Here is a 16,323-nt window from a genome sequence, read left to right as displayed (position 1 = left end):
GTTCGCGTCGCCGTACGTACCGAAGCCAGTCGCGGGGGCGCCACCTTTGCTCGAGTTGTTCAACCACGCGCTGCGCCTGCACGCCGATCCATCGCGCGTTGTCGTGCGGCCGTTCCATATCGGTTGGGGCGCAAACGGGGCGGCCTCGGCGCGGGTCGAGCGGATGGTCTCCGCAGTGCTGACGATGCGGCCGGAGGACGCGCGCGCGCAGCTTGAGGCGGTGCTCAAGGATTTCGAGGCGCGCCACTGGCAGACGCGGCGCGTGTTCATGACCCGTTACGACGAGATCGAGGCGTTGCTCGACCTCGACGGCGCCGCGATCGGCGACGAGAAGCGCCAATTGATCGGCGCTTATTTCTGCCACGAATACAGCTATGCCGCCGCTGCGCTGATGAACCCGAGCGCGGTGCCGCATTTCGATCAGTCGGGGATGCCGCCGGGCAGCCTGCGCATCCTGATGTCGATGCGCGCGGTGGGTGAGGGGCACATCTCGTCGATCGCGTTCCGTGAGGGTATCATCACCGGCGATCGCAAGCTCAAGCTCGCGCCCGAGCCGCCCTTCGCCACTGCGACCGACGTCGCCGACCACGAAGGCGAACTTCCGCAAGGGGCGGTCACCGTCCACCGTCACCGCGATTCGACATTGTCGGGCACGGTGATCTTCCCGATCACCCACGCGCAATCGAAAGGGCTGGAGGATCTGCGGCTGGTGCGCTTCGAACATGACGACGGCAGCTTCGAATGGCTCGGCACCTACACCGCGTATAACGGCTCGGTGATCCAGTCCGAACTGATGCGGACGCGCGATTTCCGGGCGTTCGATCTCGTGCCGATGACGGGCAGCGCGGCGCGCAACAAGGGCATGGCGCTGTTCCCGCGCAAGATCGGCGGCCAGTATATGATGATCGGGCGGCAGGACGGCGAGAATCTGTTCCTGATCACCTCCGATCAATTGACGCATTGGGACGAAGGCAGCTTGCTGCTCAAGCCCGAATATCCGTGGGAACTCGTCCAGATCGGCAATTGCGGGCCGCCGATCGAGCTTGACGAGGGCTGGCTGCTGCTGACCCACGGCGTCGGCGCGATGCGCAAATATTCGATCGGCGCGGTGCTGCTCGACAAGCATGATCCCTCAAAGGTGATCGGCCGCACGCGCGAGCCGATCCTTGCCGCCGCCGACGAGGATCGCGAGGGCTATGTGCCCAACGTCGTCTATAGCTGTGGCGCGCTGCTCCAGGGGGACAATATCTTCATCCCCTACGGCGTCGCCGACAGCTCGATCGCGTTCGCCTTCGTCGCCGTCAGTGCGTTGCTGGCGACGATGTGACGGCCGCGCGCGTGCGGCGGTAAAGGAACCACGCCAGCGCGAAATAGAGCAATACCCCGGCGACGAGCGCGATCGGCGCGAAGCCTTCGCCCACCAGCGCGAGCGGCGCGTCGCTGCCCGAACCCGCGACGATCCCGGCGAACACCACGCCCCATAAAGACTCGCCGACGATCAGCCCGGTCGCGGTGAGCACGCCCATCCGCCGCGCGAAATCGGGGTTGGGGCGCTTGTCCGCCCAGCGTTCATAAAACCGCCCGACGACGGCGCCGATCACCGTCGGCAGGATCAGACTCATCGGCAGATAGATGCCCATCCCCACCGCGAGCGGCGGCAGGCGCAGCTTCTTGAGCAGCCCCAGCACTTCGTCGAGGATGATGAAGCCGACGCCCGCAAGCGCGCCCCAGCCGATCATCGCGGCGTTGAGGCTGCCGCCGAGCACCCCCTTGGCAAGCGCCGAGATCAGCGCCGCCTGCGGGGCGGGCAGCGCATTCGGCCCCGCACCGGGCACGCCCGCGAACCCAAAGGCGGTGTTGAGCAGATCGAGCACCGGCGGGATGATCAGCGACCCGAAGATCACGCCGATGACGAGCGCGACCTGTTGCTTCCACGGCGTCGCACCGACGAGCTGGCCGGTCTTGAGATCCTGAAGGTTGTCGTTCGAGATCGTCGCGACGCCGAACACGATGCCGGTGACGATCAGCGCATAGGCGACCAGTTCCTGCGTCGTCGAAACGTCGTTGTCGCGCCCGAACAGCCCGACCAGCAGCAGCGCGGCAGCGACGACCGAGAGGATGCCGATCCCCGAGACGGGGCTGTTCGACGCGCCGATCAGCCCGGCCATATAGCCGCACACCGCCGCGATCAGCAGCCCGATCACGAGCACGAACAGCAGCGCGCCGCCGATCAGCGCCGCGGCCGACCCGGTCAGCGTGCCGCCCTGGAGCACCGTCCACAGCAGCCAGCCGATCGGCAGCATCATGAACAGCGAGCCGCCGAACACAATCCCGATCGGCAGATCGCGTTCCTCGAGCGCGAGCGTATCGCCGTGCTCGCGCGCGCGGCTGGCGGCCATCGCCGAACGGACGCCGCCGATGACGGGGCCGGCGATCTTGACCAACGTCCACACCGCCGCGACCCCGATCACGCCCGCGCCGAAAAAGCGCACGTCGGCCGAGAAGATCGTGCTCGCCCAGGTCTCGGCACCGCCGGCGATCGGATGCGCGGCGGTCAGGAACGGGAGCAGCACCCACCAGCCGACGACGAGCCCGAGGAACATCGCCGCGCCCACCGAAATGCCGACCAGATGGCCGACCCCCATCAGCGCGAGCGACAGGCTGCCCGCGATCCCGGTCGCGCCCGGCCCGGCGCGGAACCACACCGACGCCTCGCCGACGAGCAGCCGCGTCTGCGTGAGAATCGCGAACAGCGTCGAGGCGACGCCGTTCCAGATCAGGATGGTAAGTCCCTTGCTGCTTTCCTCGGCGCCCTCGCGCGAGCCCGAGCCGACGCGCAGCACCTCGGCGGCCGCACGGCCTTCGGGATAGGGCAGTGGGGTATCGACGACGAGCGCGCGGCGGAGCGGCACCGAGAACAGCACGCCGAGGATACCGCCGGTGCCGGTGATCGCGGCGGTCGTCCAATAGGGGAAGCCCTGCCACCAGCCGATCATGATCAGGCCCGGCAGCACGAAGATGATCGCCGCCAGCGTCCCCGCCGCCGAGGCGACGGTCTGGACGATGTTGTTTTCGAGGATCGTCGAATCCTTGAACCCGCGCAGGATCGCCATCGAGATGACCGCGGCCGGAATCGAGGTGGCGAAAGTGAGTCCGACCTTGAGCCCGAGATAGACGTTGGCGGCGGTGAACAGCAGCGTGATGATCCCGCCGAGCAGGATACCGCGCAGCGTGAGTTCGGCGAGCGGGCGCGCGGCGCGCGGCGTGGCGGTGTCGGTCAAAGCGAGGCCCCCGAAGTGGATGAAGTGGAGAGTGTGGCGCAGTTCCGTTTCCGCCGCGCCCGCGGGCAGCGGACGATCACGAAAGGGGCGCGCAGGTGCATAGCGCGGTTGTGGCACAAAGCGACGTATGTAGGACAGCGGGAAGTTGGGGGCGGGCGCTGCCATGTCGCGCCGGTGGCTCGCAATGGGGCGCTTCCGGTTGGTCCGGGCTACGCCAGCCCCACCCGCGCCCGCTCCTTCGCCGAGCGATAGATCGCCTCGATGATCCGCAAGTCACGCAGCCCTTCCGTGCCGCTGACGATCGGTTCGCGGTCCTCGACGATGCACTGGACGAGGTGGTCGAGCTGGCCGGCCCATTGCGTCTTGCCGGGGCCGGGGGGCGGGGTGATCTCGGTCTCGCGGCCGCGGCCTACCCACAGGCGGTGGCCCGAATAGCCGGTCGCGGGCTCCAGTTCGATCCGGCCCTTGTCGCCCATCAGCAGGATGTGGCTCTGGTTCGCGCTGTACATCGACATGCACGATCCGATCACGCCCGAGGGGAATTCGAGCTGAAATTCGATCATGTCCTCGACTTCGTGGAAGCGCGGATCGCTGCGGTCGGTCTGTTCGTGGGCGTAGACCGCGATCGGTTCCTCGCCCGTCATGTAGCGGGCGGCGTTGAGCGCGTAGATGCCGATATCCATCAGCGAACCGCCGCCCGCGAGCGCTTTCTTGAGGCGCCATTTGGTGGGATCGCCCTGGACGAAGCCGTGCTCCGACCGGAAATAACGCGGCGTGCCGATCTCGCCGGCGCGCGCGCGGCGCATCGCCTCGAGGTTGGTCGCCTCGAAATGGCAGCGATAGCCGATCATCAGCTTGCGGTCGGCCGCCTTGCACGCCGCGATCATCGCCTCGCACTCGGCCGACGAGATCGCCATCGGCTTTTCGCACATCACGTGCTTGCCGGCCTTGGCGGCGCGGATCGTGTATTCGGCGTGCATCGAATTGGGCAGGCAGACGTAGACGATATCGATGTTCGGATTGTCGGCGATCGAATCGAAATTCGCGTAATCGTAGATGTTGCGGGTGGGGACGCCGTGCTCGGCCGCGACGCGCTCGGCCTTGGCGCGATCGCCGCTGACGAGGCCGGTGAGGCGGCTGTGGGCGCAGTTCGCGAATTCGGGGACGATGCGGCCGAGGCCGTAGCCGCCGAGGCCGACGACGGCATAGCCGAGCGTGCGACTGTCGGCGCGCGCGCAAGCGGTGGCGCCGGGCAGCGCCAGCGCGGCGATTCCACCGGCGGCGGCGATCATGTCGCGTCGTGTGAAGTCGATCATGCGTCTCTCCTGCCTGCCCGCCCGCAGTGAGGGGCATAGCCTAGCCCACATCCACGCGAGCGCTACTGGAAATTGCGCGGCCGTCCATGTAACCGGTTACTTCATGAAGAGGATGCTGTTCGCGGCCGCGGCCGCACTATCGCTTGCCACGCTGTCGTTCGCGCCGCTGCCGCTTGCCGGGGCGCCGGCGCTGGCGCAGGCTGTTTCGCCCGATGCCGCGATGCGCGCCACGGTCGATCGGTTGATCGCGCGGATGACGCTGGAGGAGAAAGCGGGGCAGCTTTCGATCCTCGGCGGCGATTACGGCGACGTGGACGATCTCGCGCGGCGCGGGCTGCTGGGCGGCACCAACGGGGTGATGCCGGGGCACGACGTCGCCGCCTATACGCGCCATATCCAGGACATGGCGATGCAATCGCGGCTCAAGATCCCGGTGTGGTTCATGGGCGACGTCGCGCACGGCTATCGCATCGTGATGCCGGTGCCGCTGGCGCTGGCGGCGACATGGGATACCGCGCTGGTCGAGCGCGTCCATCGCGCGGCGGCGATCGAGGCGACTTCGGACGGGGTCGACTGGACGTTCAGCCCGATGCTCGACATCGCGCGCGATCCGCGCTGGGGGCGCGTCGTCGAAGGCGCGGGCGAAGACCCGTATCTGGGCAGCGCGATGGCGGTGGCGCAGATGAAGGGTTTCCAGGGCGACGACCTTGCCGCGAAAGACACGATGCTCGCGACCGCCAAGCATTTCGCGGGTTACGGCGCGGTGACGGCGGGGCGCGATTACAATGCGGTCGACTTGCCGCCGCGATTGTTCCGCGACGTCTACCTGCCGCCGTTCAAGGCGGTCGCGGATGCCGGCATCGGCTCGGTGATGGCGGCGTTCAACACGCTCGACGGCGTGCCCGCGACCTCGAGCCGCGCCTTGCTCACCGGCACATTGCGTGACGACTGGGGATGGGATGGGCTGATCGTGTCGGATTACGACGCGGTGAAGGAACTGTCCGTCCACGGGGTCGCCGCCGATGCCGCCGAGGCGGCGCGGATGGCGCTGCGCGCGGGAATCGATATCGATCTGCACAGCGGCACGTATCTGGAACAGCTTCCGACGCTGGTGCGCGACGGCAAGGTGCCGATCGCCGAGGTGGATGCGGCGGTGCGGCGCGTGCTCGAGGCCAAATACAAACTGGGGCTGTTCGACGATCCGTATCGCTACGGCGACCGATCGGGCATGGCCGGGGCGGTGCTGGAGGAACATCGCGCATTGGCCCGGCAGGCAGCGCGGCAGGCGATGGTGTTGCTCAGGAACACCGGCGTATTGCCCTTGAAGAAGGCGGGCCGGATCGCGGTGATCGGGCCGATGGCCGATCTCCAGCGCGATGTGCAGGGGCCGATGCCCGCGCTCGGCGTGCCCGGCGAGGTGGTGACGATGCTCGCGGGTGTCCGGGGCGTCGCGGGCGGCAAGGCGCAGGTCAGCTATGCGCCGGGCGTCAGCGTCAAGGGCGCCGAGACCGACGAAGCGGGGATCTCGGCGGCGGTGGCGGCAGCGAAGGCGGCGGACGTCGCGGTGCTGGTGCTCGGCGATTCGATCGACATGATCGGCGAGGGCAACAGCCGCGCCTCGATCGACCTGCCGGGGCGCCAGCTCGACCTTGCCAAGGCGGTGGCGGCGACGGGCACGCCCGTGGTCGCGGTGGTGGTGAGCGGGCGGCCGCTGGCGGTGCCGTGGCTTGCAACCCATGCCGACGCGCTGGTCTTTGCGTGGCTGGCGGGCGATCAGGCGGGCAACGCGCTGGGCGACCTGCTGTTCGGAGATGCGAATTTTTCCGGCCGTCTGCCGATCACGGTGCCGCGATCGCTGGGGCAGGTGCCGCTTTCCTACGACGCGCTGCCGACCGGGCGGCCCAAGGCGGGCGTCTATACCAGCCGCTATGTCGACGAGGAGAACACGCCGCTGTTTCCGTTCGGCTATGGGCTGAGTTATACGCATTTCAGCTATGGCGCGCCGCGACTCGACCGGACGACGCTGACGCAAGGGGGGAGGATCACCATCACGGTGACGGTGCGCAACGAGGGTACGCGTGCGGGCGCGGCGGTGCCGCAGCTCTACGTGCATGACGAGCTGGCGAGTGTCAGCCGGCCGATGCGGCAGTTGAAGGGGTTCCGGCGGATCGATCTCGCGCCCGGCGAGGCGCGCGACGTGACCTTCACGCTGACCCCCGACGACCTCGCCTTCGTGCGCCGCGACATGACATGGGGGACCGAACCGGGCGGCTTCAAGCTGTGGGTCGGCGATGATTCGACTGCGACGCAATCGGCGCGCTTCGCGCTGGCGGGCCAGTGAAGGCGGACAAGTGAAGGCGGGCATTGTCTTCGCGCTGCTGCTCGGCGGCATGCAGGCGGGGGACGATGTCGACGCGCTCGCGCGCAAGTCGATCTTCGCGCTGACGCCGGCCGAGCGCGCGGTGGTAAACGACGCCACTGCCGTCGAGCGACGACGCGAGATGGGGCTGCTGGGGATCACCGCGCTGCGGCCGGGACGCAACGGCATGGACATGAGCGCGCCCAACGCAGTCAATTACGACGAGGCCAGGGCCGAGCCGCGGCCGATCGCCTCCGATGTGCTCGCCGGGGCCGCGACCGCCGATGCGTGGTGGAATGCGCGCCGCCCCGCGCTGGTGGCGACCTTCGAGAAGGAGATGTACGGGCGCGTGCCCGCGCATTTGCCGGCGGTGACGTGGCGTGTCGCCTCGGTCGAGCATGAGACGATCGGCGGGGTCGCGGCCGAGACGCGGCATCTGATCGGCCATGTCGACAATCGCGCCGCGCCGGGGATCAGCGTCGATATCGACGCGCGGCTGACGCTGCCGGCGCAGGGTCGCGGCAAGGTGCCGGTGATGATCAATCTGAGCTGGATCATGCCGCCGCGGCTGCCCAAGGGGTTCACGCCGCCGCCCGAACCGCCCGGCCCCGACTGGAAGGCGCGGATCCTGGCGCGCGGCTGGGGCTATGTCGTCTACGATCCCTTGAGCGTCCAGCCCGATAACGGCGTCGGGCTGACGCAGGGCATTATCGGGCTCGCCAACAAGGGGCAGCCGCGGTCGATGGACGATTGGGGCGTGCTGCGCGCCTGGGCCTGGGGCGCGAGCCGGGTGCTCGATTACCTCGACCGCGATCCCCGTGTCGCGGGTGACCGCGTGGGGGTCGCCGGGCATTCGCGCTACGGCAAGGCGGCGCTGGTCGCGCAGGCGTTCGATCCGCGGTTCGCGATCGGCTATATCAGTTCGTCGGGGGCGGGCGGGGCCAAGCTGCTGACGCGCGATTACGGCGAGCAGCTCGAGAATCTGACGAGCGACGAATATTACTGGTTCGCCGGGAATTTCATGCGCTACGGCGCCGATCCGTTGAGCGTCTATGATCTGCCGGTCGATGCCGACGCGCTGATCGCCTTATGCGCGCCGCGCCCGGTGTTCATCAGCGCGGGCACGCAGGCGGCGGGTGACGGCTGGGTCGATTCGCGCGGCAGCTTCGAGGCCGCGGCGGGCGCGAGCGCGGCGTATGAATTGCTGGGGGCGACGGGGCTGTCGTCGAAGACCTACCCACCGACCGGCACTGCGATCACCGGCGGGCGGATCGGCTTTCGCCAGCATCATTACGGCCATACCCAGGCGGCGAACTGGCCGACGTTCCTCGATTTCGCAGGTGCGTATCTTGATCCAGCATCGCGGTGAAGGCGTCGGCGGCGCGGCTGCGATAGCGTTCCTTGTGGCGTAGCGCGAGGAATGGGCGAGGCGCCAGATCGATCGGCAACGCGACGAGGCGGCCGGCGTCGATCATCGCCTCGACGACGAGCGACGACAGCCCGCTGACGCCCGCCCCCGCCGCCACCGCCGAGCGCACCGCTTCGTTCGAGGGCAGTTCGAGTGCGATTCCGAGCGCCGCCGGATCGAGGCCGCGCGCGCGCAACGCCGCTTCGAGCACGGCGCGCGTTCCCGATCCGGCCTCGCGCATCACCCAGCGCGCATCGGCGAGCGCCGCCGCCCCGGAGACCTCGGGCGCGTCGGCGGCCCGGACGATCCGCATCCGATCCTCACCGACCTGCCACGCGGCGAGCGCGGGATCGTCGACCGCGCCTTCGACCACGCCCAGATCGGCGGCGCCTTCGACGACCGCGGCGGCGACATCCTGGGTGTTCGCGATGCTCACCTGCAAGCCGATCCCCGGATAGGCGGCGTGGAAACGGGCGAGGCGGACGGGAAGCCAATAGCCGCCCACCGTCTGGCTCGCCGCGATCCGCAGGCTGCCGTGCGTGAGCCCGGACAGGTCGGCGAGCACCGTGCTCGCGGTCTCGACACGGGCGAGCACCGCGCGCGCCTCGGGAAGGAAAACGCGGCCCGCCTCGGTCAGCGCGATCCCCCGGCCGACGCGATCGAACAGGTGCGCGCCGTGCCGATCCTCGAGCGTCGCGATGGCGGCCGAGACCGCCGACTGGGTGAGGTTCAGCGCGCGCGCCGCCTGGGTCACATGCTCGCGCTCGGCGACGGCGACGAAGATGCGAAGCTGGTCGAGGGTCATGCTCAATCAATCGGGTAAATCGAACGAAACCACAAGAATGTTTCGTTCGAATGATTGATCGCACACGCGCATGGAATCGGCATGTCCAAAATACTCGCCGCCCCTCGCTTGCCTTTGTCGGAAACCGCCGCCGCCGTCGTGCCCGGCCTTTGCCTCGCGATCCTGATCGCGCTCGCGGCGCATTCGCTTGAGGAGATCGAGCGCGCGCTGACCGGCAAGGCATGGATCGAAGCGCTGGTGATCGCGATCGTGCTCGGCGCCGGCGCGCGCTCGGCGGGGCTGGTGCCGGCGCGCGCGCATCGCGGGATCGACGTCGCCGCCAAGCCGGTGCTCGAAGTCGCGATCGTGCTGCTCGGTGCTTCGCTCGACGTCCACGCGATGCTCGCATCGGGGCCGGTGCTCGTCGCGGCGATCGCGGCGACGGTGGCGCTGGCGATCGGCGCCGGGGTGGCGATCGGGCGCGCGCTGGGGCTGCCCGCGAAGATGGCGATGTTGATCGCGTGCGGCAACGCGATCTGCGGCAATTCGGCGATCGCGGCGGTGGCGCCGGCGATCGACGCCGAATCCGACGATGTCGCGGCCGCGATCGGCTTCACCGCGGTGCTCGGCGTCGTCGTGGTGCTGGCGATGCCGGGGATCGCGGCGCTGGCGGGTTTTAGCGGCGCCAAGGCAGGCGCGCTGGCGGGGCTGACGGTTTATGCGGTGCCCCAGGTGCTCGCCGCCGCGGCGCCGATGGGGCCCGCGGCGGTGCAGATGGGTACATTGGTCAAGCTGACGCGCGTGCTGATGCTGGGGCCGGTCTGCGCGGTGCTGGCGGTGGTCGCGCGGCGGCTCGGCTGGACGGCGACGACGCAGGGGCGGGGTGTGCCGCCGATCGCGCACCTCGTGCCGTGGTTCATTCTCGGATTCCTGGCGCTCGCCGCGCTGCGGGCGCTGGGTTGGGTGCCGGCGCATCTCGCATCGAGCCTCGCGGCGGGGGCGGGGCCGTTGACGATCGTCGCGATGGCGGGGCTGGGGCTCGGCGTCGATGTGCGCAGCGTGCGCGCTGCGGGGCCGCGCGTCACGGCGGCGGTGCTGCTGTCGCTGGCGGTGCTCGGTGGCCTCGGCATGCTCCTGCTCGCCAGCGTCACGCTGGAGTAAGGCGCTGTCTTACGCCGCCGACGGGGCGCTCAGATAAACGCTGCCCGCCCCATAGGACGCGAGCCGGGCGATGATATCGGGTGAATGCTCGGGGGTGAAGCCACGGCGTGCCCAGAACGGCGTCGATTCGTTGACCGCGACGAGGCCGATGCGCGCATAGCCCAACCGCGCCGCGACCGTGCCGATGCGGGCGACGATATCCCGCGTGGCGCCGCTGCCCCGCGCGGCCGGCGCGAGCGCGAGATCGTGGATATAATAGCAATCCGCTTGCTCCGGGATGGCGCCGAGCAGGCGGTTGAGCGTCGGCGGCTGCCCGAACACCGCCGGATGGCTGATGATATAGCCCATGATCGCGGCGCCGCCGTCGCCGAGAACGAAGCAGCCGCCGGGGAACAGCGCGAGGCGCTCGCGGAAGATTGCGGGATCTTCGATATGGTCGGGATAGCTCGTGGCGGCGATCGCGTTCACCGCCGGCAGGTCGCGCACGGCCATCGGCCGCCAGACGGCGCGCGGCTGCCCGGTGCCGGCGTCGGCCACGGATCGCTTCCTACCGCCCCCGGAACAGCCCGCCGAGGATACCGCGCACGATGCTGGCGCCGACGCCGCGCGAGCTGCCGAACACCGCCTTGGAAACCTGCGTCGCGACCTGCCGCCCGACCGCCGACGAGGCCGATCGCGTCGCCGAGGTGACCGCGCGGTTCCACGGCGAATTCTTCGCCTCACGCTCGGCGGCGATACGCGCGCGTTCGGCCTCCTTGGCGGCGCGGGCATCTTCCTTCGCCTTGGCGGCGGCGGCTTTTGCGGCCTCGTCCTGCGCCTTGGCCTCGGCCGCCGCCGCGCTCGCCTCGTCGGCTTTAGCCTTGAGCAGCTCCTCGGCCGATTCGCGATCGATGACGGTGTCGTATTTGCTGCCGATCGCGTCGGTCTGGATCAGCACGCCGCGCTCGACCTTCGTCACCGGGCCGACCCGGCTGCGCGGCGGCTTGATCAGCGTGCGCGTCACCGGCGCGGGCGCGCCGTCAGGCTGGAGCAGCGACACCAGCGCCTCGCCGACCTTCAATTCGGTGATCGCGGTGGCGACGTCGATATCGGGGTTGGCGCGGAAGGTCTGCGCCGCCGATTTGACCGCCGCCTGATCGCGCGGCGTGAACGCGCGCAACGCGTGCTGGACGCGGTTGCCGAGCTGCCCCGCCACCTTGTCGGGCACGTCGATCGGGTTCTGGGTGATGAAATAGACGCCGACGCCTTTCGACCGGATCAGCCGGACGACCTGTTCGATCTTGTCGAGCAACGCGCCGGGCGCGTCATCGAACAGCAGGTGCGCCTCATCGAAGAAGAAGGCGAGCACGGGCTTGTCGGGATCGCCGACCTCGGGGAGCTGTTCGAACAATTCGCTCAGCAGCCACAGCAGGAAGGTTGCGTAGAGCTTGGGGCTCGCCATCAATTTGTCGGCGGCGAGGATGTTGACGATGCCGCGGCCTGCGTCGTCGTGTCCGATGAAGTCGCTCATCGCCAGCGCGGGCTCGCCGAAGAAATGGTCGCCGCCCTGGCTGCGAAGCTGGAGCAGCGAGCGCTGGATCGCGCCCACCGATTGCTTCGAGACGTTGCCGTAGGTCGTCGTCAGTTCGTCAGCGCGCGCGCCGCACGCGACCAGCATCGCTTGCAGGTCGTCGAGATCGAGGAGCAACAGCCCCTCCTTGTCGGCGACGGTGAAGGCGATCGTCAGCACGCCTTCCTGCACTTCGTTCAAATCCATCAGCCGCGCGAGCAGCAGCGGCCCCATTTCGGAAATGGTGGTGCGGATGGGGTGGCCCTGTTCGCCGAACAGATCCCAGAACTGGACGGGGTTGTCGGCATAGGACCAATCCGAATAGCCGATCTCGGCGGCGCGCTTGGCGAAGGGCTCGTGCGTCTTGGCGGTGGGTGCGCCGGCCATCGCGAGGCCCGAGAGATCGCCCTTCACGTCGGCGACGAAGCACGGCACGCCTTCGGCCGACAGGCCTTCGATGATGCCCTGGAGCGTCACCGTCTTGCCGGTGCCGGTGGCGCCCGCGATCAGGCCGTGGCGGTTGGCGCGCTTGAGCTGAAGCTCCTGCCGCTCACCTGCTGCCGTCGTGCCGATAAAGATGCTGTCCGCCATGTGCGTTTCTCCCGACCGTTACCGCCCCGCTATCGCGCGAAGCGGCGCGCGACGGAAGCCCGGAGTTTGTTCCACTTGCGTGGACGGGCGGCGCTGGCCCGCTCCCCCTCCCCGCCTCCCAACGGCAGTATACTGAATGGGAGGCGGGGAGGGGGAGCGGGCCGGCGCCGCCTCTAACCAAAAACGTAACGGCGCGGCGCGCCTCAGTTCTTGATCTTGACCGGGATGAACCCGCTGCCGCCGCGCCCGCGCTGGACGAACAGCAGCACCTGATCGCGGCCACCGCGCTTGGCGGCGGCGACGGCGTCCGACAGTTCCTTCGGCGTCGAGACCTGCGCGCCGTTCGCCGAGACGATCACGTCGCCGCGGCGCAGGCTCTGCGCGGCATTGCTCGACGGATCGACCGCGGTGATGACGAGCCCGCGGGTCGCAGCGTCGACACCCACCTGCCGCGCGATCGTCGGCGTCAGCGGCGTGGTGGTGAGCCCGATCGCTTCGGTGGTCGACTCGCTGGTCGTCTCGTCGCCCTCGTCGGGGGCGGGTGACGATCCGTCGGGGTTGAAGCCGGCGAGTTCCTCCTCCGAGGGACGCGTCGCCATCGTCGCGGTGACGGTCTGGTGCTTGCCGCCGCGGATCAGTTCGATCGGCACGCGCGTGCCCGGCGACAGGTTGGCGACCAGATAGCTGAGCGACTGATCGGGAGTGACCTCCTGCCCGTTGACGCGGACGATGACGTCGCCCTGCTTGAGCCCGGCCTTGGAAGCAGGACCATCGGGTTCGACGCGGGCGACGATCTCGCCGCGGTTCTTGGGCAGGCCGAGCGCCGCGGCGATGTCGTCGGTGACCGGCTGGATGCCGACGCCGAGATAGCCGCGCTCGATCTTGCCGCCCTTCATCAGCGTGTTGACGATCGGCTTGGCTTCCTCGGCCGGAATCGCGAAACCGATGCCGACATTGCCGCCGGTGGGCGACAGGATCTGCGAATTGATGCCGATCACATTGCCGTGCATGTCGAACATCGGGCCGCCCGAATTGCCGCGGTTGATCGAGGCGTCGGTCTGGATGAAGTGATCGTAGCCGCCGGGATCGGTGGTGCGGTGGACCGCCGAGATGATCCCCGCCGTCACCGACGAGCCGATCCCGAACGGGTTGCCGATCGCGATCACCCAGTCGCCGACGCGCGCATTCCCCGAGTCGCCGAACTTGACGTAGGGCAGGTCGGTGGCGTCGATCTTGAGCACCGCGAGGTCGGACTTGGCGTCGCGGCCGACGACGCGGGCCTTGTATTCTTTGCGATCGGTAAGCGTCACCGTGATCGTATCGACGGTCGCGCCCTGCGCACCGGGCGCGATGACGTGGTTGTTGGTGACGACATAGCCGTCGGGCGAGATCAGGAAGCCCGAGCCGAGCGACTCGCCTTCGCGCGTGATCGGGCCACCGCCGCCACCGCCGCCGAATTGCTGGAAGAAATCCTCGAACGGCGTGCCGGCGAAGGGATTCTGCTGCTGGACCTTGATGTGCTGCGTGGTCGAGATGTTGACCACCGCCGGCTGGAGTTTCGCCACCATGTCCGCGAAGCTCATCGGCGCGCCCGCCTTGGGGGCGACGGCGTTGATCGCGCCGGGCTCGTTCTGCGCCTGCTGCGCGCCGAGCGGCTGCTGGAGGGTCATCGTGGCGGCCGCGCCGCCGAGCAACAGGGCACCGGTTATCGCAAAGGCGTAGCGCACGTAGGGATTTCCTCTTCTCTGTTCGGTTCAGGCGTCGCGCGGCTTTTGCCGATTATTTGCTGAACCTCGATTGAATATGAACGGATCGTCAGCGTCCCCGGCCCGAGAACTGGCGGAGATACTCGCTGTCGGGGGAGAGGATGATGTCGGTCTGATCGGTGGGCGTCGAGGGATCGCCGTCATCGACGAAGGTCCGCTCGTACGACTGCATAGCGCGATAGAAATCGTAGAAGGACGCATCCTTGCTGAAACTCTCGGCATAGACGTGCGACGCCTGCGCGTCGGCCTCGGCGCGGATGATCTGCGCCTGTTTCTGGCCCTGCGCGCGGATCGTCGCGGCTTCCTGCTGGCGCGCGGTCGCCATGCGCTGGAGCGCGCTGGTGAGCGGCGTGCCGTCGGGCAGGTCGGCGTGGCGGATGCGCACGTCGACGATCTCGACGCCATATTGGTTGGCGACGCGCTGGAGCCCGGCCTGGATATTGTCCATCACCTCGCCGCGTTCGGGGCTGAGCAGCGCCACGAACGGCCGCTTGCCCAACTCGCTCCTCAGCGCCGAGCCGAGGATCGGCTGGAGCTGCTCGGCGACGCGCTGCTCGGTCGCCGACGAACTGCCGGTCGCGACCACCGCCTTGAGCGGATCGACGATGCGGAACCGCGCATAAGCGTCGACCTCGAGCCGGAGCTGATCGGTCGACAGCACCTGCTGGTTGTCGAGATCGACGTCGAGCACGCGCTTGTCGACCCAGACGAGCTTGTCGATGAACGGCCAGCGCGCGACCAGCCCGGCGCCGGTATTGCCGAATTGCTGGCCCGGTTTCCACGCGTTGACCAGCCCGACCGGCTTTTCGAGCCGCAGGATCACCGCCTGGCGCGTCTCGGGAACGATCGCGAAAGTGCTCGCGAGCAGGATCACCACGACCAGCGCGACGATGCCGATGACGACGGGGTTGCGCAGCGACCGGCTCATTGGCCGCCTCCCTGCGCGGGGGCAGGCGTGGCGGCGGGTGCCGCAGGCGCCGGCCGCGCGCCGGCGGCGTTGTTGAGCGGCAGATAGGGCACGACGCCGCTGCGCGTATCCTCGATCACCGTCTTGTGCGCCTTGCCCAGCACATTCTCCATCGTCTCATAATACATCCGTCGCCGCGTCACCTCCGGCGCGAGCTTGTATTGTTCGTAGACCTTGTCGAACTGCGCCGCCTCGCCCTGCGCGCGCGCGATGATCTGTTCGGCATAGGTGTGCGCCTGGTTGATATCCGATTGCGCGCTCTGCTGCGCAGCGGAGACCGCCTTGAATTCGTCGATCACCGCGGCGGGCGGATCGACCCGGCGCAGCGCCACGCCCTGCACCTGGAGGCCCGAGCCGTAGCTGTCGAGAATCTGCTGCATCAATTCCTGCACCCGCTGGGTGATCCGGCTCTGGCCGGGGCCGATCGCGTCGTTGAGCGTCGAGGTCGCGATCACCGCGCGCATCGCGCTTTCGGCGGTCGCGCGCAGCGTTGCGGCGGGATCCTTGATCTCGAACACGTAATTCTGCGGATTCTTGACGTTCCAGCGCACCTGATAATTGAGGTCGATCAGATTCTGGTCGCCGGTCAGCATCAGGTTGGTGGCGTCGCCTTCCGGGAAATCGTCGGTGCGGATCGCCTGGACGTCGACCTTCTGCACCGAATTGAAGGGCGCCGGCAGCGTCACCTTGTAGCCGGGATCGAGCGTCTTGGTGTAGCGGCCGAACAAGGTCACGACGCCGCGCTGCTGCGGGCCGATGACGTGGAAGCTGGTGAACACCACCCACACGCCGAGCAGCAGCACGATGCCGATGATCGCGAGGCTGCGGCCGTTGGCGCCGCCGGGAAGCCCGCCGCCACCGCCGCCGCTGCCCGGGCCGCCGCCGCCGCCGCGCGCGCGCTTCAAAAATTCGTCGAGCACGGTCGGCCGGGCGGACCGGCCGCGCGGGGCGCCCGGCGGCACCGTCCACGGATTACGCGGGCCGCGATCGCCACCGCCGTCATTGCCGCCAGAGCCCCAGGGGCCCTTGCTCTCGTTCGCCAGAATGGGAAGGCGCCGCCACCACCGTGTCAGGATCGTCATCCCGCCTTTATAGGTGGGCGAACTGAGAAAAACAGTGGCAAGAGCGCATGAGGCGCCTA

12 protein-coding genes are annotated in these 16,323 nt (G+C 68.7%); 4 read left to right on the top strand and 8 right to left on the bottom strand.

What is annotated here, in order from left to right; translation table 11 throughout:
- Positions 1 to 46: 46 nt before the first annotated feature.
- Positions 47 to 1,327: a glycoside hydrolase family 130 protein gene (locus tag DFR49_RS16845; protein ID WP_119036833.1), complete on the top strand. Its 1,281-nt coding sequence runs from the start codon at positions 47 to 49 to the stop codon at positions 1,325 to 1,327.
- Here DFR49_RS16845 and DFR49_RS16840 read toward each other — a convergent pair.
- Both DFR49_RS16840 and DFR49_RS16835 read right to left on the bottom strand, forming a co-directional pair.
- Positions 1,302 to 3,281 (bottom strand): OPT family oligopeptide transporter, encoded by a 1,980-nt coding sequence (locus DFR49_RS16840; protein ID WP_119037272.1) that lies wholly within the window; start codon positions 3,279 to 3,281, stop codon positions 1,302 to 1,304. The two genes, DFR49_RS16845 and DFR49_RS16840, sit on opposite strands and share 26 nt — an antisense overlap.
- Positions 3,282 to 3,490: 209 nt before the next feature.
- Entirely contained in the window at positions 3,491 to 4,597 is a 1,107-nt protein-coding gene (locus DFR49_RS16835) for a Gfo/Idh/MocA family protein (protein ID WP_119036832.1), read from the bottom strand.
- Between the two features lie 103 nt (positions 4,598 to 4,700).
- On the opposite strand from DFR49_RS16835, the gene bglX reads away from it, so the two are divergent.
- The gene (gene bglX, locus DFR49_RS16830) at positions 4,701 to 6,938 is read left to right on the top strand and encodes a beta-glucosidase BglX (RefSeq protein ID WP_119036831.1); all 2,238 of its coding nucleotides are present in this window, start codon (positions 4,701 to 4,703) and stop codon (positions 6,936 to 6,938) included.
- 10 nt (positions 6,939 to 6,948) lie between these two features.
- Positions 6,949 to 8,325 carry an alpha/beta hydrolase family protein gene (locus DFR49_RS16825; protein WP_119036830.1) on the top strand — a complete coding sequence of 459 codons (1,377 nt, stop codon included), beginning with the start codon at positions 6,949 to 6,951 and terminating at the stop codon, positions 8,323 to 8,325.
- Here DFR49_RS16825 and DFR49_RS16820 read toward each other — a convergent pair.
- Entirely contained in the window at positions 8,213 to 9,169 is a 957-nt protein-coding gene (locus DFR49_RS16820; RefSeq protein WP_119036829.1) for a LysR family transcriptional regulator, read from the bottom strand. The genes DFR49_RS16825 and DFR49_RS16820 overlap by 113 nt on opposite strands.
- A gap of 81 nt (positions 9,170 to 9,250) precedes the next feature.
- Between DFR49_RS16820 and DFR49_RS16815 the strand changes: the two genes are divergently transcribed.
- Entirely contained in the window at positions 9,251 to 10,309 is a 1,059-nt protein-coding gene (locus DFR49_RS16815; protein WP_119036828.1) for a YeiH family protein, read from the top strand.
- 9 nt (positions 10,310 to 10,318) lie between these two features.
- Here DFR49_RS16815 and DFR49_RS16810 read toward each other — a convergent pair whose 3' ends face one another.
- From DFR49_RS16810 to hflK, 5 genes are all read right to left on the bottom strand, one after another.
- Positions 10,319 to 10,846, bottom strand: coding sequence for a GNAT family N-acetyltransferase (locus DFR49_RS16810; protein ID WP_211325926.1), 528 nt, complete (start codon positions 10,844 to 10,846; stop codon positions 10,319 to 10,321).
- Between the two features lie 10 nt (positions 10,847 to 10,856).
- On the bottom strand, positions 10,857 to 12,449 hold the full coding sequence (locus DFR49_RS16805; RefSeq protein ID WP_119036827.1) for a helicase HerA-like domain-containing protein: 1,593 nt from the start codon (positions 12,447 to 12,449) through the stop codon (positions 10,857 to 10,859).
- A gap of 203 nt (positions 12,450 to 12,652) precedes the next feature.
- Positions 12,653 to 14,176 carry a Do family serine endopeptidase gene (locus DFR49_RS16800; RefSeq protein WP_119036826.1) on the bottom strand — a complete coding sequence of 508 codons (1,524 nt, stop codon included), beginning with the start codon at positions 14,174 to 14,176 and terminating at the stop codon, positions 12,653 to 12,655.
- Between the two features lie 88 nt (positions 14,177 to 14,264).
- Positions 14,265 to 15,143 carry a protease modulator HflC gene (hflC, locus tag DFR49_RS16795; protein ID WP_119036825.1) on the bottom strand — a complete coding sequence of 293 codons (879 nt, stop codon included), beginning with the start codon at positions 15,141 to 15,143 and terminating at the stop codon, positions 14,265 to 14,267.
- Positions 15,140 to 16,264: a protease modulator HflK gene (gene hflK / locus DFR49_RS16790; protein WP_119036824.1), complete on the bottom strand. Its 1,125-nt coding sequence runs from the start codon at positions 16,262 to 16,264 to the stop codon at positions 15,140 to 15,142. The genes hflC and hflK overlap by 4 nt, the downstream gene beginning before the upstream one ends.
- Between the last annotated feature and the right edge of the window lie 59 nt (positions 16,265 to 16,323).

It is taken from the genome of Hephaestia caeni (genome assembly GCF_003550065.1).
In the GTDB taxonomy this organism is placed as follows: domain Bacteria; phylum Pseudomonadota; class Alphaproteobacteria; order Sphingomonadales; family Sphingomonadaceae; genus Sphingomonas; species Sphingomonas caeni_A.
This window is presented reverse-complemented; position numbering and strand designations above follow the sequence as displayed.

What these genes read in the sequence shown, in the direction of transcription:
- hflK (WP_119036824.1), bottom strand. Translation starts at nt 16,264, where the DNA reads ATGACGATCCTGACACGGTGGTGGCGGCGCCTTCCCATTCTGGCGAAC.
- bglX (WP_119036831.1), top strand. Translation starts at nt 4,701, where the DNA reads ATGAAGAGGATGCTGTTCGCGGCCGCGGCCGCACTATCGCTTGCCACG.
- hflC (WP_119036825.1), bottom strand. Translation starts at nt 15,143, where the DNA reads ATGAGCCGGTCGCTGCGCAACCCCGTCGTCATCGGCATCGTCGCGCTG.
- DFR49_RS16805 (WP_119036827.1), bottom strand. Translation starts at nt 12,449, where the DNA reads ATGGCGGACAGCATCTTTATCGGCACGACGGCAGCAGGTGAGCGGCAG.
- DFR49_RS16815 (WP_119036828.1), top strand. Translation starts at nt 9,251, where the DNA reads ATGTCCAAAATACTCGCCGCCCCTCGCTTGCCTTTGTCGGAAACCGCC.
- DFR49_RS16835 (WP_119036832.1), bottom strand. Translation starts at nt 4,597, where the DNA reads ATGATCGACTTCACACGACGCGACATGATCGCCGCCGCCGGTGGAATC.
- DFR49_RS16820 (WP_119036829.1), bottom strand. Translation starts at nt 9,169, where the DNA reads ATGACCCTCGACCAGCTTCGCATCTTCGTCGCCGTCGCCGAGCGCGAG.